The sequence below is a fragment of the Polaromonas sp. Polasp52 genome, assembly GCF_059491565.1.
In genome coordinates this window covers 2,146,913-2,167,759 of record NZ_CP168513.1, presented here as the reverse complement: position 1 = coordinate 2,167,759, position 20,847 = coordinate 2,146,913, and the positions used below count along the sequence as shown (strand labels likewise).

Annotated in this window: 25 protein-coding genes; 16 read left to right on the top strand and 9 right to left on the bottom strand. The window is 65.4% G+C overall.

Annotation, left to right across the window (positions count from 1 at the left end; all coding sequences use genetic code 11):
* From ACEN9P_RS10150 to creD, 4 genes are all read left to right on the top strand, one after another.
* Complete coding sequence (locus ACEN9P_RS10150; RefSeq protein WP_477701134.1) at nucleotides 1-933, top strand: MlaD family protein; 933 nt, start codon at nucleotides 1-3, stop codon at nucleotides 931-933.
* Nucleotides 930-1,604, top strand: coding sequence for an ABC-type transport auxiliary lipoprotein family protein (locus ACEN9P_RS10145; RefSeq protein WP_495621871.1), 675 nt, complete (start codon nucleotides 930-932; stop codon nucleotides 1,602-1,604). The genes ACEN9P_RS10150 and ACEN9P_RS10145 overlap by 4 nt, the downstream gene beginning before the upstream one ends.
* Before the next feature lie 13 nt (nucleotides 1,605-1,617).
* Nucleotides 1,618-2,211, top strand: a complete 594-nt coding sequence (locus ACEN9P_RS10140; RefSeq protein ID WP_477664278.1) for a Crp/Fnr family transcriptional regulator — start codon at nucleotides 1,618-1,620, stop codon at nucleotides 2,209-2,211.
* A gap of 106 nt (nucleotides 2,212-2,317) precedes the next feature.
* The gene (creD, locus tag ACEN9P_RS10135) at nucleotides 2,318-3,679 is read left to right on the top strand and encodes a cell envelope integrity protein CreD (protein WP_495621870.1); all 1,362 of its coding nucleotides are present in this window, start codon (nucleotides 2,318-2,320) and stop codon (nucleotides 3,677-3,679) included.
* 14 nt (nucleotides 3,680-3,693) lie between these two features.
* Here the strand turns inward: creD and creC are convergent, their stop codons facing one another.
* From creC to ACEN9P_RS10115, 4 genes are all read right to left on the bottom strand, one after another.
* A complete protein-coding gene (gene creC, locus ACEN9P_RS10130) occupies nucleotides 3,694-5,088 on the bottom strand; it encodes a two-component system sensor histidine kinase CreC (protein WP_477664280.1) in 1,395 nt (464 codons plus the stop codon).
* Nucleotide 5,089: 1 nt separating this feature from the next.
* Nucleotides 5,090-5,788: a two-component system response regulator CreB gene (gene creB, locus ACEN9P_RS10125; RefSeq protein ID WP_495621869.1), complete on the bottom strand. Its 699-nt coding sequence runs from the start codon at nucleotides 5,786-5,788 to the stop codon at nucleotides 5,090-5,092.
* A gap of 6 nt (nucleotides 5,789-5,794) precedes the next feature.
* Nucleotides 5,795-6,427: a MarC family protein gene (locus tag ACEN9P_RS10120; RefSeq protein ID WP_477664282.1), complete on the bottom strand. Its 633-nt coding sequence runs from the start codon at nucleotides 6,425-6,427 to the stop codon at nucleotides 5,795-5,797.
* Between the two features lie 155 nt (nucleotides 6,428-6,582).
* A complete protein-coding gene (locus ACEN9P_RS10115) occupies nucleotides 6,583-7,329 on the bottom strand; it encodes an SDR family oxidoreductase (protein ID WP_495621868.1) in 747 nt (248 codons plus the stop codon).
* Nucleotides 7,330-7,468: 139 nt separating this feature from the next.
* Between ACEN9P_RS10115 and ACEN9P_RS10110 the strand changes: the two genes are divergently transcribed.
* Genes ACEN9P_RS10110 through ACEN9P_RS10095 form a run of 4 tightly spaced genes read left to right on the top strand, consistent with a single transcriptional unit; the run spans nucleotide 7,469 to nucleotide 10,370 of the window.
* Nucleotides 7,469-8,077 (top strand): 2-hydroxychromene-2-carboxylate isomerase, encoded by a 609-nt coding sequence (locus ACEN9P_RS10110; protein WP_495621867.1) that lies wholly within the window; start codon nucleotides 7,469-7,471, stop codon nucleotides 8,075-8,077.
* 55 nt (nucleotides 8,078-8,132) lie between these two features.
* Complete coding sequence (locus ACEN9P_RS10105; RefSeq protein WP_495621866.1) at nucleotides 8,133-8,822, top strand: dienelactone hydrolase family protein; 690 nt, start codon at nucleotides 8,133-8,135, stop codon at nucleotides 8,820-8,822.
* A gap of 2 nt (nucleotides 8,823-8,824) precedes the next feature.
* On the top strand, nucleotides 8,825-9,703 hold the full coding sequence (locus ACEN9P_RS10100; RefSeq protein WP_495621865.1) for an amidohydrolase family protein: 879 nt from the start codon (nucleotides 8,825-8,827) through the stop codon (nucleotides 9,701-9,703).
* Nucleotides 9,704-9,707: 4 nt separating this feature from the next.
* Nucleotides 9,708-10,370 carry a glutathione S-transferase family protein gene (locus ACEN9P_RS10095; protein WP_495621864.1) on the top strand — a complete coding sequence of 221 codons (663 nt, stop codon included), beginning with the start codon at nucleotides 9,708-9,710 and terminating at the stop codon, nucleotides 10,368-10,370.
* A gap of 4 nt (nucleotides 10,371-10,374) precedes the next feature.
* Here the strand turns inward: ACEN9P_RS10095 and ACEN9P_RS10090 are convergent, their stop codons facing one another.
* From ACEN9P_RS10090 to hemB, 5 genes are read right to left on the bottom strand one after another with little or no spacing between them, the layout of a single operon-like run.
* Entirely contained in the window at nucleotides 10,375-10,932 is a 558-nt protein-coding gene (locus ACEN9P_RS10090) for a DUF1003 domain-containing protein (RefSeq protein ID WP_495621863.1), read from the bottom strand.
* 33 nt (nucleotides 10,933-10,965) lie between these two features.
* Nucleotides 10,966-11,733, bottom strand: coding sequence for a DUF72 domain-containing protein (locus ACEN9P_RS10085; RefSeq protein WP_495621862.1), 768 nt, complete (start codon nucleotides 11,731-11,733; stop codon nucleotides 10,966-10,968).
* A gap of 11 nt (nucleotides 11,734-11,744) precedes the next feature.
* Nucleotides 11,745-12,353: a DUF2799 domain-containing protein gene (locus ACEN9P_RS10080; protein WP_495621861.1), complete on the bottom strand. Its 609-nt coding sequence runs from the start codon at nucleotides 12,351-12,353 to the stop codon at nucleotides 11,745-11,747.
* Between the two features lie 40 nt (nucleotides 12,354-12,393).
* Entirely contained in the window at nucleotides 12,394-13,509 is a 1,116-nt protein-coding gene (locus ACEN9P_RS10075; protein WP_495621860.1) for a magnesium transporter CorA family protein, read from the bottom strand.
* Nucleotides 13,510-13,512: 3 nt separating this feature from the next.
* Complete coding sequence (hemB, locus tag ACEN9P_RS10070) at nucleotides 13,513-14,529, bottom strand: porphobilinogen synthase (RefSeq protein ID WP_477664292.1); 1,017 nt, start codon at nucleotides 14,527-14,529, stop codon at nucleotides 13,513-13,515.
* Nucleotides 14,530-14,993: 464 nt separating this feature from the next.
* On the opposite strand from hemB, the gene ACEN9P_RS10065 reads away from it, so the two are divergent.
* The 8 genes from ACEN9P_RS10065 (at nucleotide 14,994) to rpsG (ending at nucleotide 20,786) form a co-directional block, all read left to right on the top strand.
* Nucleotides 14,994-15,422, top strand: coding sequence for a CopD family protein (locus ACEN9P_RS10065; protein WP_477664293.1), 429 nt, complete (start codon nucleotides 14,994-14,996; stop codon nucleotides 15,420-15,422).
* A gap of 146 nt (nucleotides 15,423-15,568) precedes the next feature.
* Nucleotides 15,569-16,681, top strand: a complete 1,113-nt coding sequence (locus tag ACEN9P_RS10060; RefSeq protein WP_477664294.1) for a VanZ family protein — start codon at nucleotides 15,569-15,571, stop codon at nucleotides 16,679-16,681.
* 177 nt (nucleotides 16,682-16,858) lie between these two features.
* Entirely contained in the window at nucleotides 16,859-17,131 is a 273-nt protein-coding gene (locus ACEN9P_RS10055; RefSeq protein WP_083336882.1) for a DUF2798 domain-containing protein, read from the top strand.
* A 43-nt stretch (nucleotides 17,132-17,174) separates the two neighbouring features.
* Nucleotides 17,175-17,513, top strand: coding sequence for a (2Fe-2S) ferredoxin domain-containing protein (locus tag ACEN9P_RS10050; RefSeq protein ID WP_074578239.1), 339 nt, complete (start codon nucleotides 17,175-17,177; stop codon nucleotides 17,511-17,513).
* Nucleotides 17,514-17,540: 27 nt separating this feature from the next.
* Entirely contained in the window at nucleotides 17,541-18,182 is a 642-nt protein-coding gene (locus ACEN9P_RS10045; RefSeq protein WP_477664295.1) for an alpha/beta hydrolase, read from the top strand.
* Nucleotides 18,183-18,235: 53 nt separating this feature from the next.
* On the top strand, nucleotides 18,236-19,450 hold the full coding sequence (locus ACEN9P_RS10040; RefSeq protein WP_495621859.1) for a D-alanyl-D-alanine carboxypeptidase family protein: 1,215 nt from the start codon (nucleotides 18,236-18,238) through the stop codon (nucleotides 19,448-19,450).
* Nucleotides 19,451-19,698: 248 nt separating this feature from the next.
* Nucleotides 19,699-20,076 (top strand): 30S ribosomal protein S12, encoded by a 378-nt coding sequence (rpsL, locus tag ACEN9P_RS10035; RefSeq protein WP_007851137.1) that lies wholly within the window; start codon nucleotides 19,699-19,701, stop codon nucleotides 20,074-20,076.
* A gap of 236 nt (nucleotides 20,077-20,312) precedes the next feature.
* Complete coding sequence (gene rpsG / locus ACEN9P_RS10030; RefSeq protein WP_011481226.1) at nucleotides 20,313-20,786, top strand: 30S ribosomal protein S7; 474 nt, start codon at nucleotides 20,313-20,315, stop codon at nucleotides 20,784-20,786.
* Nucleotides 20,787-20,847 lie beyond the last annotated feature (61 nt).

Here is a 20,847-nt window from a genome sequence, read left to right as displayed (position 1 = left end):
ATGGAAAACAAAGCCCATGCCATGGCCGCCGGCGCTTTTGTGCTGGTGGTCACCGCCTTGCTGGTCCTGCTGGCCGTCTGGCTCACGCGGGACAACACCCAGCGCGACCTCTACGACATGAGCACCAGCGAGACCGTCTCCGGCCTGCAGCCGCAGGCGGCGGTGCGTTTTCGCGGTGTGCCGGTGGGAAAAATCGAGCTCATAGGCTTTGACGAGAAGGTCAAGGGCAATGTGCTGATCCGCGTCTCCATAGACCGCGGCGCGCCCGTCACCAAGTCCACGTTCGCGACTGTCGCCTCGCAAGGTGTCACCGGGCTGGGTTTTATCCAGCTCGACGACGACGGCAAGTCCGCCGAGCGCCTGGCCGTCAACGACGACGACCCACCGCGCATTCCGCTCAAGCCCGGCGGCCTGGACAAGCTGCTCAAACAAAGCGAGGTGATCTTCAACCAGGTCGAGGAGGCCAGCACGCGGCTCAACAAGCTGCTGTCCGACGAAAACCAGCAGGCCATGACCGCGGCCGTCAAGCAGCTCGGCAACGCCGCCGGCAGCATGGACCGGGTCGCCAAAGGGCTGGAGCCCACGGTGGCATCCCTGCCGGCCCTGTCGCGCGACACCACGGCCACGCTGAAGTCCGTCAAGACGGCCGCCGATGACATCAGCACGACCGCCACCCGCCTCAATGAAAAGGGCGGGCCGCTGGACAAGCTTTCCGAAGGCGGCACCGCGCTGGCCGCGGGCGTGGAGACCTTCAGCGCCGCAACGCTGCCCAAGCTCGGCGAGGTCGCCGACGAAACCGCGCGCGCCATGCGCCAGATGCGCCGCACCGTGAGCGCCGTCGACGACAACCCGCAGTCGCTGATCTTCGGCAACGGCCCACCCGTGCCCGGCCCCGGCGAACCCGGTTTTTCCGCCTCTGGAGTGAAAAAATGACGTCCACTTTTTCCAAACCCCCTTCGCGGGCCGGCGGCTTGCTGTGCGCGCTGCTGGCCGCCCTGGCGCTGGCCGGCTGTTCGGGCCTGCCCGACAAACCCACGCGCGCCACCATGTATGACTTCGGCCCGGGCCCGACCGCCACCCTGCCCACCACGCGCCAGGCGCCGCTGCCGCCGCTGGCCCTGGACGATGTCTCCACTCCAGGCGGCGCGCTGGACAACATGGCGGTGCTGTACCGCCTCGGCTATGCCGACACGCAGCAGCTGCGCCCCTATTCGCAGGCGCGCTGGAGCATGCCGCCCGCGCAGCTGGTGCGCCAGCGTGTGCGCGAGCAACTGGGCCAGCGCCGCGCCGTGTTCAACGCCGGGACCAGCGTGGCGTTGAACCGCAGCCAGAATGCGGTGCTGCCGCTGCTGCTACGCCTGGACCTTGAAGAATTCAGCCACCTGTTCAGCTCGCCCACGGACAGCGTCGGCCTGATCCGCCTGCGCGCCACGTTGCTGGAAATCACGCCCGCGGGCGAAAAACTGGTCGGCCAGCGCAATGTCATCGTGCAGCGTCCGGCGCCCAGCAGCGACGCGCCCGGCGGCGTCCAGGCCCTGACGGCCGCCACCGACGCGGCCATCGCCGAGATCGACCAATGGCTGCAGCAAACCCCCGCGCGCTGAGGCGTGCTGCGCCATGAAAACGCTGCAAGAACAGCTGGACGCCGCCGGGCTGCAGGTCTTCGGCTGCTGCGAACGCCTGAGCGCCTACGGCCCGGACCTGCTGCAGACCTCGCAATTGCTGCAGGACTTCACGCCGGCCGAGGCCGACATCCTGGGTGCCTCCATGCTGCTGGTGCGGGCCGAGCCGGGCCAGGTGATGATCCGCGAAGGCGAAGCCGGCGACTGGATGATGCTGATCCTTAAAGGCACGGTGGACGTCACCAAGCGCCTGGAGTTGCCGGCCGACGCTGATGCCGACGCCGATGCCGGCACCGAAGCGGCCGTGTCGCGCGTGGCGGTGGTGCGTAGCGGCGCGGCGGTGGGCGACATGTCCATGCTCGACAGCGAGCCGCGCTATGCCACCTGCACCGCCATCGAGGCGGTGGAGGCCGGCGTCTGGGGCCGCCGTGAAATCGCCCTGTTGATCCGCGACCACCCCGGCGTGGGCGCCAAGCTGCTGGTCAAGATCACCCAGATGATGGCGCAGCGCCTGCGCAATACCAGCAACCAGTTGGTCAGGCTACTTAGAAAACAAGCCGCCGCAGCCGCGGAAACACCGGCGCGCTGAAGCGCCCCGCACCTCACTTTCACTTCACACAGGCCGTGTGCAGCTCATGCTGCCTTCACACGCGGTTTGCAAACTCCCCTTCGTTGTCCAAAAACGAAAGGAAGTCATGAAACAGAAAGTCGCCGCACTCGCGCTGGTGATCGTGCTGCTGGTCGTCGCGTTGATGAAGATCAGCGATGTGGTGCAGGACCGCCAGACCTACCGCCATATTGCCATTCAAAGCGTGGCCCAGAGCCTGGCCGGTCCGCAGACGCTGACCGGCCCGCTGATCCACCGGGCCTGCACCGAGGAGTGGGACGTCAAGGATGGCGACAAGAAAGTGCGCAGCGAGCGGCGCGAGTTCACGCTGATCGCTGCGCCGGCTTCATTAACGCTCAAGGGTGGCAGCAAGCTCGAGGCGCGGGCTCGTGGCCTGCATGCAACGCAGGTTTTCAACCTCAAAGCCGACATCGTGGCCGAATGGGCCGACACCGAATCTCTCAAGCCGGTGGCCGAACATGCCGGCTCGCGCATGAACTGCGGCCAGCCGCTGCTCATGATGGCGGTGTCCGACGCGCGCGGCATACGCCATGCCAGCGTCAAGATCGGCGAGCAGTTGCTGGCGCTCAAGCCCGGCACCTTTTACGGCAGCTATCCGCGCGGCGTGCATGCGCCACTGTCAATGGCCCTGATTGGTGCCATGCCGCTGCAGGCGCAACTGCAACTCGAGCTGACGGGCACCGAGAGCATTTCAGTCGTGCCGCTGGGCGGCGATACCCGCGTGCAGCTCAGCTCCAACTGGCCGCACCCGAGTTTTGGCGGGCAGTTCCTGCCGGTGGAGCGCAAGGTCACGGAGGAGGGCTTTGAGGCCAACTGGCGCGTCAGCTCGCTGGCCAGCACCGCGCAGCAGGAGGTGACGCAAGTGGATGCGGGCAAGCGCAAGGCCGTTTGCCCGTCTTACGGCGACGGCTCGGCCGACAATAGCTGCGTCGAGGCCTTCAGCGTGACCTTTGTCGACCCTTCCAACACGTATGCGCTCAGCGACCGGGCCACCAAATACGGCTTGCTGTTCATAGGCCTGACTTTTTTGGCCGTGGGACTGTTTGAATTCATGAAGTCGCTGCGCGTGCACCCGATTCAGTACCTGCTGGTGGGCGCGGCGATGAGCATGTTTTTCCTCTTGCTGGTCAGCCTTTCGGAGCACATGCCTTTCGAGTCGGCTTACGCGATTGCGTCGGCCGCCTGCGTGCTGCTGCTGACTTATTACGCCAGCCACATGCTGGGCCACTGGTCGCGCGGCCTGCCTTTTGGCCTGGGCATTGCCACGCTGTACGGCATGCTGTTTGTGCTGCTGCGTATGGAGCAGACGGCCCTGCTGCTGGGTGCCGTGGCGCTGTTCGCGGTGCTGGCCGCCGTGATGATGCTGACGCGCCGTGTTGACTGGTATGCGCGCTTCAAGCAGCCCGAAGCCGTGAAGGCGGCCGGGTGATGGGCGCGGCCCGCCTAGAAATGCAGCTCGACCCGCAAGCCGGGCTGGGTGTTGCGTACCACCATGCGGCCGCCATGCAGCAGCATGATCTGCCGCACGATGGCCAGCCCCAGGCCCGAGCCTTTGGTATGGCCGTCGGGGCGCACGGTCGAGAAAAAGCGTTCACCCAGCCGGGGCAGGGCGTAGTCGGCCACGCCGGGGCCGCTGTCCTGCACGGCGATGCGGTCCGGCCCTGCCTCCAGCGTGATGGTCGAGCCCTGGGGCGCGAACGAGCGCGCGTTTTCCACCAGGTTGCTCAGCGCCAGGCCCAGCAGGCCGGGCTCCGCATGCACGTCGGCATGTTCCGGGCTGATTACGACTTTGACCGCATGCTGGGCCCGGCCGCCGGGCGCCACCTCAAAGGGTTTGAGGACGCCGGCCCAAGGAAGGCGCTCGCGCTCTACCTTTGCATGGCGCTGCTCCAGCTTCGTCAGCTCGAGCATGCGGTCCACCAGCGCCTGCATGCGGCCGGACTGGGCCAGTACCTGCCCCGAAAACTCGCGGCGCGCGTCTTCGGGGAGCTCGTCCTGCAGCAGCTCGCCGGCGCCGCGGATGGCGGCGAGCGGGCTTTTGAGCTCGTGCGTCAGGGCGCGCACGTAATCTTCTATGTACTCGTGGCCCTCGAGCTTCAGGCGCATGGCATCGACTGCCATGGCCAGCTCGCCAAGCTCACCCGGTATTTGCGGAACCGCGGGTTTTTCGCCCTGGCCGACGGCGTTGGCATAGCGGCGCAGCTTGCGAATGCTCCACACCACCCACAGCGTTACCGCCACGCCGATGGCCAGCGACAACACCAGCAGCAGCGCGCCGCTTAGCAGGATCTTGCGCTCGGCCCGGTCTATAAAGGCCTGTATGGTGGACATGGGCTTGGCGACGGTCAGCACGCCGATGATTTTTCCGTCCCGCTGCACCGGCGCGGCCACGTACATCACCGAGCTGCGGTCGTCCTGCTGCACCTCGCGGGTGGCGCGCGCGCCGTATTCGCCGCGCAGGGTCAAGGCGACGTCGCGCCAGCGCGAATAGTCTTGCCCGGTCGCCGCGTTCTCCGAATCGAACACCACCTTGCCGCCGGCGTCGGTGACGTAAACGCGAAAATCCAGTGACTGCTTGGCCAGGCCCCAGATTTTCGCGTCTATGGGGCGCCTGGCGTAGTTGCGCACATGGCCGGCAAAGCGGCCATCGGCGATGGCCCCGGCCGCCAGGTCGTCGCCGGCCAGTTCGGCCAGGATGTTGGCGGTGTCCACCATCATGTCTTCCATGACTTCGCGCACGCTGGGCTTCACTTCGGCCACAAAAACGCGCAGCGTGAAAAACGCCGCCAGCCCGGTGACCAGGAAAAAACCGAACAGCAGGCGTATGCCTAAACGCACGTCAGTCGCCCTGGATGCGGTCTATGTCAAGGCTGTAGCCCATGCCGCGGTGCGTCGTGATGCAGTCGTGCCCAGGGCTGGCCTCCTGCAGCTTGGCGCGCAGGGTCTTGATGTGGGTGTCGACGGTGCGGTCCGCGCTGTCCGTGCCGGCCCCCCAGACGGCGTCCAGCAGTTCATCGCGCGAGCGTATGCGGCCGCGGTGGCGCAGCAAATCGGCCAGCAGGCCGAACTCGCGGCGTGTCAGGTTGAGCGGGCGGCCGTGCAGGCTCACGCGCTGGCCGGCGGTGTCGATCTCGAAAGGGCCGGCCGCCGGTGCTGGCGCGGGGGCCGGCATGCGCGCGCGCCGCAGCAGGCTGCGCACGCGCGCCAGCAACTCGCGCGGGCTGAAGGGCTTGCTCACGTAATCGTCGGCACCCAGCTCCAGGCCCAGTACGCGGTCGATTTCCTCGCCCTGGGCGCTGAGCATCAGCACCGGCAGGCTGCCGGCGGCGCGCAGCTCGCGGCACAAGTCCAGGCCGCTGCCGTCGGGCAGGCCGACGTCCAGGATCACGGCATCGGGCGGCTGCCGGCTGATCTGGGCGCGCGCATCGCCCAGCAGCAGGCTGTGGGTCACAGTGAGGCCGTCGCGCTCCAGTGTGTAGATGATGGAGCGGGCAATCGCCGGGTCGTCTTCCACCAGCAGGATGCGCGCACCAGCCATCGGGGTTCAGGAACGGAGAATTGGGAACAGCTTGCCCAGGCCATCGGCCATCACTTCAACCGCCAGCGCGGCCAGGATCAGGCCCATCAGCCGCGTCATGACGTTGATGCCGGTCTTGCCCAGAACGCGGGCAATCGGCTCGGCCAGTGAAAAGCAGATGGCGGTGGCCAGGGCGATCACGATGCCGTAACCGACCAGCATGGACAGCTGTAGGGCGGTCTTGGCCTTTTCGGCGTAAATCACGACGGTGGACATGGTGGCTGGCCCGGTCAGCAACGGAATGGTCAGCGGCACCACGGCGATGCTGGCGCCGCGCGCGGCCTTGGCCGCGCCGTCTTCCATTTCATTGGTCTGCGGCTTGGCTTCGGCCGGCTGGGCGTTCAGCATGTTCATGGAGCTGATCAACAGCAGCATGCCGCCGCCGACCTGGAAGCTCGCCAGCGAGATGCTGAAGAAGTCGAGGATCTGCAGGCCCAGCAATGCGCTGATGGCGATCACGACAAAGGCGGTGAAGGACGCGACCAGCACGGTGCGGCGGCGCTGCTCGTCGGAAAAGTCCTGCGTGTAATGGATGAAGAAGGGCACGATGGCCAGCGGGTTGACGATGGCCAGCAAGGTCACAAGCGGTTTAAAGTCCATCGTTATTCCTTAAAGGCAACTCAAGTGGCAAGTAGGGTGGCGGACTGCGCAGCGGATTCCAGCAGGGGCCGCGGAACCGGCTTTGCCGGGCCGCAGGCGCAGCGCCCCCTCGGGGGGCAGAGAGCTACACGCAGTGAGCGAACGTGGGGGCACGACTACCTGCCTCCTGCCACATCCAGCAACGCGCCGGTGGTATAGCCCGCATTGTCGCCGAGCAGCCAGACAATCGAGGCGGCAACCTCGTCGGCGGTACCCGGGCGCTGCATGGGCACCTGGGGCGCCAGGTCGCGGGCGCGGTCGGGCAGGCCGCCCGAGGCGTGGATGTCTGTGTCAATGATGCCGGGGCGCACGGCGTTCACGCGTATGCCCTCGGTGGCGACTTCCTTGGCCAGCCCGACGGTAAAGGTGTCGATGGCGCCCTTGGCCGACGCGTAGTCCACATACTGGCCCGGCGCGCCCAGCCGCGCCGCCGCGCTGGAGACATTGACGATGGAGCCGCCCGCGCCGCCGTAGCGCGTGCTCATGCGCTTGACGGCTTCGCGCGCGCAGAGGAAGGAGCCGAACACATTGATCTCGAACATGCGCTTGAGCCGCGCCAGGGTGATGGCGTCGACGCGGGTGGTGCGGTCCACCACGCCGGCGTTGTTGACCAGGCCGTCCAGCCGGCCCAGCTTGGCGTCCACTTTCTCGAACATGGCCAGCACCTGCGCCTCATCGGCCACGTCGGCCTGCACCGTGATGGCGTTGCCGCCGGCCTGGCGGACCTGCCGCACCACCTCGTCGGCGGCCAGGGAGTTGCTGGCGTAGTTGACGGCCACCGCCCAGCCCTGGCGCGCCGCCAGCAGCGCCGAAGCCGCGCCTATGCCGCGCGAGCCACCCGTGATCAGAACAACTTTTGACAAACCGCACCTCCTGCAGAAAATGGCAATCCCGGGTAAAAACAAGGATTGGGCGGATCAATGTACCCTAAGCCGTATCTTGCGCAATGCCCGGCCGCCGGCGGCGCGGCCCACCCATCCACAGACACTGACGGAGACACTCTTGAGCACCACCGTGGACTACTATTTCACGCCGCAAAGCCCCTGGACCTACCTGGGGCATGAGCGCTTTGCGCAGATCGCCCGGGCGGCGAGCGCCACCGTGCGGGTGCTGCCCATAGACCTGGGCGGCAAGGTGTTCCCGATCTCGGGCGGCTTGCCGCTGGCCCAGCGGGCGCCGCAGCGCCAGGCCTACCGGTTGCTGGAGCTGCAGCGCTATTCGGACTACCTGCATGCGCCGCTGAACCTCAAGCCCAAGTACTTCCCGGTTTCCGGCGACGATGCGGCGCGCCTCATCATTGCCGTGGACCTGCACGACGGCAGCGAAGCCGCGATGAAAATCGGCGGCGCCATTTTCAGCGCCGTATGGGTGCGCGAGCGCCACATCGCCGATGAAAAGGTGCTGGCCGAGCTGCTCGCCGAATGCGGCCTGCCGGCAGAGCGGCTGGAGCAGTCCTTCAGCCAGGCCGTGCAGGAGCGCTATGAGGCCAACACCCAGCAGGCGATAGACGCCGGCGTCTTCGGCGCGCCCAGCTATGTGGTGGACGGCGAACTGTTCTGGGGCCAGGACCGGCTCGACTTCGTCGAGCGCAAACTCATGGCGGGCGCCTGAAGCGGCTGCTGATTCATCCACCAACCCGACTTACGCAATCTTCAAGGAGCATCCCATGGGCCAATTTATCCAACTTACCGCCGCCGACGGCTTTGTCGTGCCGGCCTATGTCGCGCAACCCGAAGGCAAGCCGCGCGGCGGCGTCGTGGTGGTGCAGGAGATATTCGGCGTCAACTCGCACATACGCGCCGTCACCGACCGTTTTGCCGCCCAGGGTTACCTCGCGGTGGCGCCCGCGACCTTTGAGCGCATCAAGCCCGGCGTCGAGATGGGCTACAGCGAGGAAGACATGAAAGCCGGCTTCGAGCTCAAAACCGCCGTCAGCGCCTTGCCCGGCGCCGGCGTGCTGCAGGACCTGCAGGCGGCGATAGACCATGCGGCCAAGGCCAGCGGCGGCAAGGTCGGCATCATCGGTTTTTGCTGGGGCGGGCTGCTGACCTGGCGGGCGGCCTGCCTGCTGGACGGCCTGTCGGCGGCGATTCCCTATTACGGCGGCGGCATCACGGCCGAGGAAGAAATCGCGCGCCAGCCCAAATGCCCCGTCATGGCCCACTTCGGCGACCAGGACCACTGGATCCCCATGGAGGGCATAGAGGCCTTCACCAAGGCGCACCCCGAGGTCGAGGTGCACGTCTACCCGGCCAACCATGGCTTTAACTGCGACCAGCGCGGCTCCTACAACGAAGCGGCGGCCAAGCTGGCGCGCGAGCGTTCGCTGGCCTTCTTTGCCGCCAAGCTGGCTTGAGCATGCGCTGCGCGTGGGCAGCCCTCGTCCTGGCGGCATGCGCAGCGCCGGGCTTTGCGGCCGACTATGCGGGGCCGCTGTTTGACACGCACCTGCATTACAACGAGGAGGCGTGGAACGGGAGCACGGGTCCGCACTCGCCGGCCGACGTGCTGGCGCGCATGCAGCGCAACGGCGTCAAGGCCATCGTCGCCAACTCGCGGCCCAACGACGGCACCAAGTCGCTGGCCGCCATGGTCGAGACGCGCAAGGCCGGTGTCACCGTGGTTCCCTTTATCCGCCTGTACCGCAACCGCGCCGATTACGACAACTGGTTTCGCGACGAGTCCATCTATGAGATGGTGCAGGCCGAGTTCGCGCGCGGCGTGGCCGGCGACCAGGCCGGGCCGTACAAGGGCATAGGCGAGTTCCACCTGTATGACAGCGCCAATGCCAACGGCCCGGTGGCCCGCAAGCTCATGCAGTTCGCCGCGAAGAACAAGCTCGCGGTGCTGGCCCATGTGGACGACACGGCCATAGACCTGCTGATGGCCCATGCGCCCGATGCCCGGCTGGTCTGGGCGCACACCGGCATAGGCGGCGCACCCGTGGAGAGGGTCGACGCACTGCTGGGCAAATACCCGCAGCTCATGGGCGAGCTGTCTTACCGGCCGGGCCTGACCTGCGACGCCGGAAAGCTGTGTCCCGAATGGCGCGCGCTGCTGCTCAAGCACCCGGGCCGCTTCATGATCGGCTCCGACACCTGGGTCAACCAGCGCTGGCTGTATTACGACGAACTCATGAAGGGCTACCGGGCCTGGCTGGGCGATCTGCCGCCCGACGTGGCGCGCAAAGTTGCCTGGGGCAATGCGGCTGGCATCTTCGGCGTCACGGCACAATAGCTTGATGTACCAACTTCATTTTTCTCCCAGCACCGCCGCCATGGCGCCCCATATCCTGCTGCAGGAACTGGGCGTTCCCTTTGAAAAAATCCTGGTCGACACCAGCACGGGTGCGCATCGTTCCGAGGCCTACCGCAAGCTCAATCCCAACGGCCTGATCCCGACGCTGGTCGACGGCGAGCTGGTGCTTTACGAGACCGCCGCAATCTGCCTGCACCTGTGCGACAGGCACCCCGAGGCCGGGCTGGCGCCCCCACTGGGCACCGTGGAGCGTGCGCATTTCTACAAGTGGCTGGTCTGGCTGACCAATACCGTGCAGTCTACGTTGATTGTTTATTTCTACACCGACCGCTGGATGGATGCGGGCAACAGCGCGGGCGTGGCCGAACTGAAATCGCACGCCGAAGCCAAGGTCGGCCTGATGCTGGACCAGTTGGACGCGGAACTCGCGCGGCTGGAAAAAATACATGAGCAGCCCTGGTTGCTGGGCGCGAAGTATTCGGCGGTGGACATCTACACGCTGATGCTGTGCCGCTGGACGCGCAACTTTGCGTCCAAACCCGCGCGTGACCGTGCGCACCTGGGTGCCTATTTGAAGCGCGTGCTGGCACGCCCCGCAGTGATCAAGGCCTTCGAGGCCGAAGGCCTCGCCCAGCCCTGGGTCTGAAACGCTAGTTTTTCTTCGCGGCAGGCGAATCCTCCTGCTGCGCCTGCTCAATCTGGGCGACCAGTTTTTCCGGGTTGGTGTTTTCCTTGAGGATGCGGATATCCGGGTCGCTCCCGCTGTCGGCGCCGACTTTTTTGGCGATGCGCTCCAGCATCTGGATCATTTTGGTGTTTTCCTGCTCGGTCAACAGGTTGATCTGCAGGTCCAGCTGGTTGCGCCTGTCGCTGATGCGCAGCTCGTAGTTCTGGCTGATCAGGATGAAGGACGCGAGAAAAATCGCCTCGAGCGATACCACCAGCGTGAGGAAGGTGAAGGGATACGGGTCCCAATGCGCGAGCCCCGGCCAGGTGTTGAGGGCTATCCAGCCCGCGAAGGCGGCTGCGTGCAGCCAGACAAAAGGCATGGAGCCGCAGAAGCCGGCGATAAAAGCCGCCATGCGGTCGGTGCGGCTGCGGTTGGCCAGCGCCATCTCCTCCACGCGCCGCATGGACTGCACGTTTTCACGGGTGAGGTCGTCCGCGCAGACCTTGGGCGGGGTATTCCCCTTGAAGCGGTTTTTCATGCGTCCTCCTTTCGCAGGCGGCGCGGCGGTGGATTAGCGCTGCGCCAGGCCCCGTGCGAGATACAGCGCGTCGGGCACCGCGGCGCCGCTGGCAGTATTGTCGAAGACACACCAGACCGCGGCGTCAGACGCCGCCGCGCTTTTGAGCCGGACAAGCAGCGCATCAAGTACTTCCGGCGCATAGGCCGAGTAATACATGCGCGGTGAGCCGTGCAAGCGCACATACACCGTGGCCGGGTCGCCGCCGGGCGCGCGGCCCGCGTCAAGCAGCACCGGGTCGGCCAATACGCGGCCGACTTTGAATTCCTTCAGCAAGTCGTCGGCGGGCGCCGTGAACCAGCTCGCATGGCGTGGCTCGAGTGCGACCTTGCCGGTGTGGCGACGTCGCAGCGCGGCCAGGAAGCCGCCGGCCGAGGCTGCGTCAAAAGCCAGGCTGGGCGGCAATTGCACCAGCAGGCAGCCGAGCTTTTCGCCGAGGCTTGTGACTTGCAGCAAGAATTCGTCCAGCAGGCTTTCGCAATCGCGCAGGCGCTTTTCGTGGCTGATGGTTTTGGGCAGCTTGACGCTGAAACGGAAATCCGGCGTCACGCTTTCGGCCCACCGCGTATAGGTGGCGGGCTGATGCGGACGGTAGAACGACGAATTGATTTCGGCGGCGTTCAGGCGCGCGGCGTAGCGCTCAAGGTGGCTGCCGGCGTCGGGAAACTCGGGCCAGGTTTCGCGCGGCAGGCTCCAGCCCGCGCAACCCACCCGCACTTCCGCGGCTTCGCGAGAGCGGGAGCCGGCCTGCATGGCGGGCATGAAGGCTTTCGTCAGTACTGGCCGCGCTGGCGCATGTCGCTGCGCAGGCGGTCCAGCTGGTAGCTGGCATCGCGCACCGCGTAGCGGGCTTCTTCAATGCGCCGGTCCGAGCGCGCGAGCTGCTCGCGCAGCGTGCGCTTGCGGTCTTCGGCGGTTTTGGCGTCGCGCAGTTCCGCCTGCATCTGGTCCTGCTCGCGCTGCAGCCGCGCCAGGGTCTTGCGGGCGTCCTGCTCGCGCCAGGCGATGCCGTGGATGTTGCGGAAGTTCTGGTCCATGGGCGCGGGGCAGACGCCTTCGTAGCTGTTGCCGGCCAGGCCTTCGTTGAGGGCGTTGGCTGGCTGGCAGTAGCTTTGCAGGCCTTGGTTGCGGCCGGCGCGGTAGACGGCGACGTTCACGGCAATGCCGGCCTTGGCGCAAGACTCGTAGTAGTCGGCGGCGCGGTCGGTGCGGCCGCGGCTGCCGTCCTGCACGCCCAGCTGGCGCCAGTCGGCGGTGGCGCATTCTGCCGGGCTCAGGCTCTCGCAGCCGGCCAGCAGTGCCGAGACTGCCAACAGGGCCAGCCAGGACGCCCGCGGCAAGAAAGAGCCGGCGAAGAGGAGGCGGGTGAAGGCAACAGGCATGGCGGTGTCTCCTGTGAATGGACTGGGGATTGCGGCGCGCCTAGCCGCGAGTTCGGGCGATGTATTGCTTGCGCCAGAACACCGTCCCGACCACGGCGACGATCAGGACCATAAAACCGGCGGTCCACCAGAAGCCGGCGCTGGTGTGGAGAAAAGGCATGAACTCGAAATTCATGCCGAAGAAGCCGGTGATCAGGTTCAGCGGCAGGAAGATGGCGGTCAGCGCCGTGAGCGTGCGCATGATGTCGTTGGTGCGGTTGCTTTGCGCCGAAAAATGCATCTGCACCGCGGTTTCGGCGCTTTGCTCCATGCGGCGCACATGGTGGACCACGCGCTCTATGTGCTCCAGCACGTCGCGCGAGCGCACCTTGAGCAGCTCGCGTTCGCGCACCAGGGCGGGCGTGCCGCCTTCGGGCCAGGTCTCCACGGAGTCGATCCAGTCCTGCACGGCCGAGCGCTGGTCCTCGCAGATTTCGTCCAGCTGGTGCATGGCCAGCCGCGCGTCGAGCACCGAGCTCCAGTTTGTAAAGCGCGTGCCGGGCCTGAGCAGTTCGGACTGCCAGTGGTCGAGCTGGCGCGTGAGCTCACGCCGCAACTCCAGGTAGCCGTCCACGATCTGGTTGACGATGCGCAGCATCATGTCGGCGGGGCTGGCGGGCAGCTTGACGCCGCTGGAGCGCGACTCGGCGGTGGTCGCGTTCAGCAGCCGGGACGCGTAGGCGTCGCGCACCGCGCAATCGGCGGGGTGCACCGTCAGCAGCAACTGGTCGAACACGGCGAAGCCGACCGGGCTGGTGTCTATGCGCTTGAGCACCGGCGGCCCGCTGCGTTTGAGGCGCGCCTGCAGCGGCTCGCCGGGCTGGCTGAGGTCGGTTTCGGTCTGGCTGGCGGCCAGGCGGCGGAACACCAGGATGTCGTACTGCGAGGTGTAGTCATAGTGCGAGGGCAGCTGGTTGTTCAGCAGGTCGGAGACATGCAGGTCCACCAGCTGGGTGCCGCACAGCAGCTGCAGGCTGGCCTGGATCTGGGCCTGCAGCACCTCGAACTCGCGGCGCGCGCAGGCAATCCAGACAAAACCCTGCGCCGGCAGCTGGGTCGGCAGGGCCTCGGTTTCGACGACGCCCTGGCTGCCGGCCGTGATGGTGAAAACGCGCACCGCTCAGGCCTGGCGCAGCTTGCGCGCGGCATCGATGGCGAAATAGGTCAGCACGCCGTCGGCGCCGGCGCGCTTGAAGGCCAGCAGGCTTTCCATCATGACCGCGTCGTGGTCCAGCCAGCCGTTCTGCGCGGCGGCCTTCATCATGGCGTATTCGCCGCTGACCTGGTAGGCGAAGGTGGGCACCTTGAACTCGTCCTTCACGCGGCGCACCACGTCCAGGTAAGGCATGCCGGGCTTGACCATCACCATGTCGGCGCCCTCGGCGATGTCCATGGCCACCTCGCGCAGCGCTTCGTCGCTGTTGCCCGGGTCCATCTGGTAGACCTTTTTGTCGGCCTTGCCGAGGTTGCCGGCCGAGCCCACCGCATCGCGGAAGGGGCCGTAAAAGGCGCTCGCGTACTTGGCGCTGTAGGCCATGATGCGCGTGTGGATCAGCTTTTGGGCTTCCAGCGCCTGGCGAATGGCGCCTATGCGGCCGTCCATCATGTCGCTGGGCGCGACCATGTCCACGCCGGCTTCGGCCTGGCACATCGCCTGCCGGACCAGCATGGCCACCGTCTCTTCATTCAGGATGTAACCGTTTTCATCCGGCAGGCCGTCCTGGCCGTGCGTGGTGAAGGGGTCCAGCGCGACGTCGGTCATCACGCCCAGGCCGGGGAAATTCTTCTTGAGTTCGCGCACCACGCGCGGGATCAGGCCGTCCGGGTTGGTGGCTTCCTTGCCGTCATAGGTCTTGAGCGAGGTGTCGACCACCGGGAACAAGGCCATGACCGGGATACCCAGCTTCACGCATTCCTCGGCCACCGGCAGCAGCAGGTCCAGGCTCAGCCTTTCAACGCCGGGCATGGAGGCCACCGGCTGGCGCTGCTGCCTGCCGTCCACCACAAACACAGGGTAAATCAGGTCGTTTGCGGTAAGTGTGTGCTCGCGTACCAGGTTGCGGGTGAAGGCATCACGGCGCAGGCGCCGGGGGCGGCCTGCCGGAAAGGGGGCAAAGTTGGAGGCGTGGAAAGTCATGCGCAAATTGTGCCAAAGCTTTCGCAATGCCATGAGGTATTTGGCGGGCTGCCCGCGCACAGGGGCGGCTGGGACAGCTTTACATGATTGTTTCTTAGGTTACTTAGAAAAGCATTGCCAAGGCCGGACGGCCGTGGTTAGAATTGATACGTGTGGTTACCATTTGGTGGCTGCATCCCGCTTTTCCTCCCTGAGCGGGGCCTTTGCGTGTGACAGCAAAAAGGCTTACCAGCCCGGTGGCTTATGCCTCCGGGCATTTTTTTGCCCCTCGCGCATTCATAAATCCGTTTGCCGGGCGAATCGCGGCGTTGCGCGGTGCTCGGAATCCTCATGCACTGGGGTGCATTCCGGTGTCCTGCGCTCCGGGCGCCTTGCGCTTCATCCCGGCAAACGAATTTCTGAACGCGCGAGTCCGCGCTCCCAAGTCGGGACGGGCCATGCAGGCGGCGGACTAAACTAGCTCCATGCTCTGGGTCAAATCACTCCACATTGTTTTTATCGCCAGCTGGTTTGCCGGGCTGTTTTACCTGCCGCGCATTTTTGTGAACCTGGCGATGGTGCCGCCGGAAAGTGTGGCCGAGCGCGAGCGGCTGGTGCTGATGGCGCGCAAGCTGATGCGCTTCACCACCATCCTGGCCGTGCCGGCGCTGGCTTTTGGCCTGTGGCTCTACCTGGGTTACGGCATAGGCCGCGGCCCCGGCAACGGCTGGATGCACGCCAAATTTGCCGTAGTGGTGCTGGTGATCGGCTACCACCATGCCTGCGGCCGCCTGCTCGCGAAGTTCGTCGCCAACCGCAACACGCGCAGCCACAAGTGGTTCCGCTGGTTCAATGAAGTGCCGGTACTGCTGCTGCTGGCCGCGGTCATCCTGGTCGTGGTCAAGCCTTTTTAGGATCACAAGCGGGCATCGCAGTGAAAAAGAAGGCCCCCCCCAAACCAGCAGGCGCCAGCGGACCGGCTTTGCCGGACGCTAGGCGTCGCCCCCTGCAAGGGGGGGAGGAACTACACGAAGCGAAGCGCAGTGAGGACGGCGGGGGTGTGCCAAATTCCAGGGGTGTGCACAAGACCACGGCCTGGCCCCTCGCGCTGGCCGCCATCTGCCTGATTGTTTACGCCAGCCTCTATCCCTTCACGGACTGGCGCGACCAGGGCATCTCGCCCTTTCGCTTCCTGACGGCGCCGCTGCCGCAGTACTGGACCGGGTTTGACGTGGGCGCCAACCTGCTCGGGTACGCGCCGCTGGGCTTTTTGCTAGCGCTGTCGGCCCTGCGCAGCCGGCGCGTGTCCTGGGCCGTGACGGTGGCGGTGCTGGCCAGCGGCCTGCTGTCGCTGGCCATGGAGACGCTGCAAAGCTATCTGCCGGTGCGCATTCCCTCCAACGTCGACCTGCTGCTGAACACGCTGGGCGCCTGGCTGGGGGCTTGCTTCGCCTGGGCGCTCGAAAAAACCGGCGTGGTGGACCGCTGGAGCCGCTTTCGCGCGCGCTGGTTTGCCCATGACGCGCGGGGCGCGCTGGTGCTGCTGGTGCTCTGGCCTATGGCGCTGCTGTTTCCGGCCTCCGTGCCCATGGGGCTGGGGCAGGTGTTCGAGCGGCTGGAGGCGGCCCTGGCCGATGCGCTGGCCGACACGCCTTTTTTGCAGTGGCTGCCGGTGCGCGATGTGGAACTGCAACCCCTGGTGCCCATCGCGGAACTGGTTTGCGTGGCGCTGGGCGCGCTGGTTCCCTGCCTGCTCGGCTATTGCGTGATCCGCACGCTCTGGCAGCGGGCGGCCTTCTCGGCGGCGGTGATCGCGGCCGGCATCGTGGCATCGGCCCTCTCCGCGGCCCTGAGTTACGGCCCCGACCATGCCTGGGCCTGGCTGGACATACCGGTGCAGGCGGGTATAGGCCTGGCGGCCGTGCTGGCCATGCTGCTGCTGGCCGTGCCGCGCCGCGCGGCGGCCGCGCTGGCACTGCTGGCGTTGGCCATTCACCTGGGGCTGCTCAACCAGGCGCCGGCGGACCCCTATTTCGCGCAGACGCTGCAGACCTGGGAGCAGGGTCGTTTCATCCGCTTTCACGGGGTGGTCCAATGGCTGGGCTGGCTTTGGCCGTACGCGGCGCTTCTGTATGTGCTGGTGCGGCTGTCGGGCCGGGAACCCAAGGCCTAGCCGCACGCGGCATCCCTTCATCTGCTACCATCGCCGGGCGATCTCCCTCAAGAGTTGCCGTAAGCGTTTACGTCAATCAACGCGCCAACCACCGCCGGCCATGCCGGGCGTGTGTTTTCCCTCGGGCCTGCTGGCCGCGGGAAAGGCGCCTTGACTGGACGGCTTATGGAAACCTGTATGAACTCTTCGAAATCTTCATCGCGCACCCCTTTCGGTTTCGCCAAGCTCCCCGCACGCAGCGCGCGCTGGGTCACGCCCTTGCTGCTGTCGCTTTTCATGACCTGCATCGTCTCGCTCATCAGCACGTTCAAAGGCGTGGGCCTGGCGCCCGGCGTCCTGCGCATCTGGCTGGGCGCCTGGGCCGTTTCCTGGGTCATTGCCTTCCCGACCTTGCTGCTGGTCCTCCCGTTGGTGAGGAAGGCGACGGCTTTTGTCGTCGAAGCCGCCTGAGCCCGCGGAACATATCGACCACCACATCCTCTAAAGTCACCACATGCCTGAACACAATTCCTATTACGAACGCCATATCTTCTTCTGCCTGAACCAGCGCGCCAACGGTGAAGACTGCTGCGCCAACCACCGCGCCCAGGAAGGCTTTGACCGCTGCAAGTCGCAGGTCAAGGCCGCCGGGCTGGCCGGGCCCGGCAAGGTGCGGGTCAACAAGGCCGGTTGCCTGGACCGCTGCGCCGGCGGCCCGGTGGCCGTGGTGTACCCGGAAGCGGTCTGGTACACCTATGTGGACGCCAGCGACATCGACGAGATCGTCGAATCACACCTCAAAAACGGCAAGGTGGTCGAGCGCCTGCTCACGCCCGCGCACCTGGGGCGCTAGGCCTTCCGATTGAAGAAAGCGGTTTTCGTGAACTCCCAAACCCAAAAATCCATCATCCGGGGCCCGGCGGGCGCGCTGGAAATCGCGCTGGACCTCCCCGCCGGCGATTCGCGCGGCGTGGCAGTCATTGCGCACCCGCATCCGCTGTTTGCCGGCACCATGGACAACAAGGTGGTGCAGACGCTGGCGCGGGCTTTTGTGCACTGTGGCTGGACGGCGGTGCGCTTTAACTTTCGCGGCGTGGGCGGCAGCGCCGGCAGCCACGACGAAGGCCGGGGCGAGCTCGAGGACCTGCTGGCGGTGGTGGAGCACGCCGCGCCGGCGGGCGCCGGGCAGCCGTTGGCGCTGGCCGGCTTCTCCTTCGGCGCCTTTGTGACCACGCATGCCTTCCAGCGCCTGGGCGCTGGCCGCACGATTGAGAAGCTGGTGCTGGTCGGCACCAGCGTGAGCCGCGCGCCGGCCGCGCCGATTGACCCGGCCGCACACCTCAAAACCCTGGTGGTACACGGCGAACAGGACGATACCGTGCTGTTGTCGGCCGTGATGGACTGGGCGCGCCCGCAGGCACTGCCTGTTACGGTTGTGCCCGGGGGCGGCCATTTCTTTCATGGACAATTGCCCCTGTTGAAAAATCTTGTGGTCCGCCACCTGTCTTCGCCTCCAGCCTGACCCGCGCCGCCAGGCTTTTTGTTTTTTAAATTCCTACTTTTCAGCGATACCCCATGCACCTTTCCTTCAAGGCTTCCCGCCCGGTCCCCGGCCTGCGCGCCTTCGCCGCCGCCCTCCTGGCTTTCTCCGCGGTGCTGCCCCAGGCGCACGCCCAGGTGCCGCAAGCGCCTGAAATCGCCGCGCGTTCGTATTTGCTGCTGGACGTCACCGCCAACCAGATCCTGGCCGCCAAGGACATTGATTCCCCGGTTGAGCCGGCCTCGCTGACCAAGCTGATGACCGAATACCTGGTCTTCGACGCGCTCAAGTCCAAGAAGATCGACCTGAAGCAGACCTTCGGCGTCAGCGAGCGCGCCTGGAAGATGCCGGGTTCGCGCATGTTCATCGACCCGAAAATGCAGGTGCCCGTCGAGGACCTCATCAAGGGCATGGTGGTGCAGTCGGGTAACGACGCGACCATGGCGCTGGCTGAGGGCGTGGGCGGCACGGCCGAGCATTTTGTGCAGCTCATGAACGAGCAGGCCAAGGCGCTGGGCATGAAATCGACGTCCTACAGGAATCCCGAAGGCCTGACCGAGGTGGGCCACACCACCACGGCGCGCGACCTGAGCATCCTGGCCACGCGGCTGATGACGGATTTTCCCGACTACATCGGCTACTCGGCCATCAAGAAGTACCGCTACCCCGGCACGCCGGCCGCCAACGACACCAACCGCAACACTTTGCTGTTTCGCGACCCGACGGTGGACGGCCTCAAAACCGGCCATACCGACGCCGCCGGCTATTGCATGATCGCCACGGCCAAGCGCGACTTCCCCAACCTGGGCACGGCCGGCGCGCCGGGCGGACGGCGCCTGCTGGCCATTGTGCTGGGCACGACCAGCGACAGCGCCCGCGCCAATGAATCGCAAAAGCTGCTCAACTGGGGCTACACCGCCTATGAAGCCGTCAAGCTGTTTGACGCCGGCCAGGCCGTGGTCACGCCGTCCGTCTGGAAGGGCAAATCGTCCACCGTGAAGCTGGGCCGTCCCCAGGCCATCGTGGTGGCCGTGGCCGCCGGCAGCGCGCCCAAGGTCAAAACCCAGGTGGCCCGGCCGGACCCGCTGGTCGCTCCTTTTGCCAAAGGGCAAGCGGTCGGCACGCTCAAGGTCATGCTGGGTGACAACCCGGCGCCCGTGGCCGAGGTGCCGCTGGTGGCCCTGGAAGCGGTGGAAGAAGCCGGGATTCTGGGCCGTGCCTGGGATGCCATCCGGCTTTGGATCAAATAAGCCAAGTCGAAAATCGGGAGTGTGCACTAACATTCCTGATAATTTGAGCCCGGTGGGGCGTCAAAACCCCGAAAAGGCCAGCTGGCCTTGCCTTGCGCGCGCAGGCATGGTCTGGCGCTTTCCGCCTTTTGCTTGAGCGTTTCCCCCAACCGGTTTATACTAGAAGGCTTTTCCGCTTTCACGGCGGGAAATATTTGTGCCCGTATCAACACGGTAAATCAGTTTTCAGACGTTTAGGGACGTTTTCAATGCCAACCATTAATCAGTTAGTCCGTCAGGGGCGCGAGGTCGAAAAGATCAAGTCCAAGAGCCCTGCGATGGAAAATTCCCCGCAGCGCCGCGGTGTGTGCACCCGTGTGTACACCACGACGCCTAAAAAGCCCAATTCCGCTCTGCGTAAGGTCGCCAAGGTGCGCCTGACCAACGGTTTTGAGGTCATCTCCTACATCGGCGGCGAAGGCCACAACCTGCAGGAACACAGTGTGGTGCTGGTTCGCGGCGGTCGTGTCAAGGACTTGCCCGGTGTGCGTTACCACATCGTCCGTGGTTCGCTCGACTTGCAAGGCGTGAAAGACCGCAAGCAGTCGCGCTCCAAGTACGGTGCGAAGAAGCCAAAGGCCAAATAAGCCAATCGGCTCGGGTTGTCTCTTCATTGAGAGCTCGCGCCAGAGGATGCTGTCACGAAAGTCTGTGATAGTTCTTCAAAAAACAGGTGTTTCACTCGCCTTGGCAGGTGTTTGAAACGAAGTGACCCAAGTGCAAATGGTTGCACCGGTCGAGTAAGTGAGGGTTTTGATAACTCTCGCGGTGTTGCAAAGACAGGATGTCTGGGCAATGCCAACTGAAGCAAAGAGGTGAAAAAATGCCACGTCGTCGCGAAGTCCCTAAACGTGAAATTCTTCCTGATCCGAAATTTGGCGATGTTGATCTCGCCAAGTTCATGAACGTGATCATGCAAGGCGGCAAGAAGGCCGTCGCAGAGCGCATCATTTATGGCGCGCTCGACTTTATCGAGAAAAAGAACCCCGGCAAAGATCCGCTCGAGGCCTTCCACATGGCCATCGGCAACATCAAGCCCATGGTTGAAGTGAAGTCCCGCCGCGTCGGCGGCGCCAACTACCAGGTGCCGGTTGAAGTGCGTCCCGTCCGCCGTATGGCCCTGGCCATGCGCTGGCTCAAGGAAGCCGCCAAGAAGCGCGGCGAGAAGTCCATGTCGCTGCGCCTGGCCAATGAGCTGATGGAGGCGACCGAAGGCCGCGGCGGTGCCATGAAAAAGCGTGACGAAGTTCACCGCATGGCAGAAGCCAACAAGGCGTTCAGCCACTTCCGCTTCTGATTGTTGAGCGCAGTATTTGCTGCGCTGAATTGAGGGGTTGCCGGGTGATTTGAAGGTGTGA

Bases quoted from the DNA above. Each gene is read 5' to 3' on its own strand.
- creB (WP_495621869.1), bottom strand. From the start codon at position 5,788: ATGGCTGGTGCGCGCATCCTGCTGGTGGAAGACGACCCGGCGATTGCC.
- ACEN9P_RS10085 (WP_495621862.1), bottom strand. From the start codon at position 11,733: ATGCCCGCCATGCAGGCCGGCTCCCGCTCTCGCGAAGCCGCGGAAGTG.
- ACEN9P_RS10145 (WP_495621871.1), top strand. From the start codon at position 930: ATGACGTCCACTTTTTCCAAACCCCCTTCGCGGGCCGGCGGCTTGCTG.
- ACEN9P_RS10120 (WP_477664282.1), bottom strand. From the start codon at position 6,427: ATGGACTTTAAACCGCTTGTGACCTTGCTGGCCATCGTCAACCCGCTG.
- ACEN9P_RS10055 (WP_083336882.1), top strand. From the start codon at position 16,859: ATGAACTCTTCGAAATCTTCATCGCGCACCCCTTTCGGTTTCGCCAAG.
- ACEN9P_RS10040 (WP_495621859.1), top strand. From the start codon at position 18,236: ATGCACCTTTCCTTCAAGGCTTCCCGCCCGGTCCCCGGCCTGCGCGCC.
- rpsL (WP_007851137.1), top strand. From the start codon at position 19,699: ATGCCAACCATTAATCAGTTAGTCCGTCAGGGGCGCGAGGTCGAAAAG.
- creD (WP_495621870.1), top strand. From the start codon at position 2,318: ATGAAACAGAAAGTCGCCGCACTCGCGCTGGTGATCGTGCTGCTGGTC.
- ACEN9P_RS10100 (WP_495621865.1), top strand. From the start codon at position 8,825: ATGCGCTGCGCGTGGGCAGCCCTCGTCCTGGCGGCATGCGCAGCGCCG.
- ACEN9P_RS10065 (WP_477664293.1), top strand. From the start codon at position 14,994: ATGCTCTGGGTCAAATCACTCCACATTGTTTTTATCGCCAGCTGGTTT.
- ACEN9P_RS10090 (WP_495621863.1), bottom strand. From the start codon at position 10,932: ATGAAAAACCGCTTCAAGGGGAATACCCCGCCCAAGGTCTGCGCGGAC.
- rpsG (WP_011481226.1), top strand. From the start codon at position 20,313: ATGCCACGTCGTCGCGAAGTCCCTAAACGTGAAATTCTTCCTGATCCG.
- hemB (WP_477664292.1), bottom strand. From the start codon at position 14,529: ATGACTTTCCACGCCTCCAACTTTGCCCCCTTTCCGGCAGGCCGCCCC.
- ACEN9P_RS10050 (WP_074578239.1), top strand. From the start codon at position 17,175: ATGCCTGAACACAATTCCTATTACGAACGCCATATCTTCTTCTGCCTG.
- ACEN9P_RS10080 (WP_495621861.1), bottom strand. From the start codon at position 12,353: ATGCCTGTTGCCTTCACCCGCCTCCTCTTCGCCGGCTCTTTCTTGCCG.
- ACEN9P_RS10105 (WP_495621866.1), top strand. From the start codon at position 8,133: ATGGGCCAATTTATCCAACTTACCGCCGCCGACGGCTTTGTCGTGCCG.
- ACEN9P_RS10095 (WP_495621864.1), top strand. From the start codon at position 9,708: ATGTACCAACTTCATTTTTCTCCCAGCACCGCCGCCATGGCGCCCCAT.
- ACEN9P_RS10140 (WP_477664278.1), top strand. From the start codon at position 1,618: ATGAAAACGCTGCAAGAACAGCTGGACGCCGCCGGGCTGCAGGTCTTC.
- ACEN9P_RS10150 (WP_477701134.1), top strand. From the start codon at position 1: ATGGAAAACAAAGCCCATGCCATGGCCGCCGGCGCTTTTGTGCTGGTG.